General features: G+C 36.9%; 1 protein-coding gene. It reads right to left on the reverse strand.

Going from position 1 to position 1,434, the window contains the following annotated elements; translation table 11 throughout:
• Positions 1-30: 30 nt before the first annotated feature.
• Positions 31-1,379, reverse strand: a protein-coding gene (locus K1I67_RS09570) for an IS3 family transposase (protein ID WP_223339739.1) whose coding sequence is annotated in 2 segments (ribosomal slippage) — positions 31-938 and positions 938-1,379 — 1,350 coding nt in all. Because the reading frame shifts where the segments join, the coding sequence is not laid out codon by codon here.
• Between the last annotated feature and the right edge of the window lie 55 nt (positions 1,380-1,434).

Below are 1,434 nucleotides of genomic sequence, written 5' to 3' on the forward strand. Positions count from 1 at the left end.
TGTACTGACCCCAAAAAGTTAGACAAATAATTATTGAAAGGATTTAGTTCTGTACTGCACAGGACTAAGTCCTTTTAGTTTTACCTTAATTCGTTTGTTGTTGTAATAATCAATATAGTCTACAATAGCCTGTTCCAATTGGTTAAGTGATTGGAAGGTCTTCTCATAGCCATAAAACATTTCGGATTTCAAAATGCCAAAGAAAGATTCCATCATGCCATTGTCTGTGCTGTTACCCTTACGTGACATGGATGGCTGAATCCCCCTACTCTCTAAGAACTGATGATAAGAATTGTGTTGGTATTGCCAGCCCTGGTCACTATGGAGAATAGTATTCTCGTAGTATTCCTCTGAGAAGGCTTGTTCTAACATCGTCTTTACTTGTGCTAAGTTCGGTGACCTAGAAAGATTATAGGCAATAATTTCGCTATTAAAGCCATCCAAAACTGGCGATAAATAGAGCTTTTGACTGCTTGATGGAATGGCAAACTCTGTCACATCTGTGTAGCACTTTTCCATTGGTTTAGAGCCTTCAAATTGACGTTGAATGAGGTTATCTGCTTTCTTGCCAACGTCTCCTTTATGAGAAGAATACTTGCGTTTCTGTCGCATTTTAGCTTGTAAATTGAGTACTTTCATCAAGCGTTGAACTCTTTTATGATTGACCAGATAACCACAATTTCTTAGTTCTAAATGAATCCGACGATAACCATAATTTCCCTTGTGTTCGGTAAAAATGGATTGAATTTTATCTTTAAGCTCTTGGTCCTTATCTGGTTTGTTTAGCTGTTTCAAGTGATAGTAGTAGGTAGAACGAGCGAGTTTAATGGCTTTTAGAAGAATATCTAACGAAAAATCAGCGATTAATTCTCGAACAATTTCCGTCTTTCTTCTTTCTCTTTTTCCTCCTTCAATCGGAGTTCTCTCAACTTTTTTAGAATGGCATTCTCCGCTCTTAGGTATTGCAGCTCTTCTTGTAGACGCTCTAACTCTGTCAATTCCTCAGGCTTTTTCTTCGGTTTACGTCCCATTTTAGATGGTCTCCCTCTTGTTTTCTCAACAATAGTATACCCGTTTTTCTTATATTGTGCCAGCCAATTTGAAAGCATTCCTTGGTTTGGGAGAGCATAATCAAGGCTGACACTTCTACGTGAACGACCTTCAAGTAAGACTTTATCAATCATTTCTTGTTTTAGTTCTGGAGAATAATAACAATTCTTACCTTTCTTGACAATCTCTATTCCATAACGGTCAATTAATTTCACCATGTACTTTAGCCCAGAAAAATCTACATCAAATCTTTTTGAAAGCTCCTTGAAGCTATGACCTTGATTCCTAAGTGAATAGATCTGAACTTTATCCTCATAAGTTAATTTCATAATAAAATACCCCCAAAGTTAGATTTTTTCTGTCTAACTTTGGGGGTGCAGTTCA

The sequence above is a fragment of the Streptococcus infantis genome (genome assembly GCF_019929575.1).
Lineage (GTDB): Bacteria > Bacillota > Bacilli > Lactobacillales > Streptococcaceae > Streptococcus > Streptococcus infantis_L.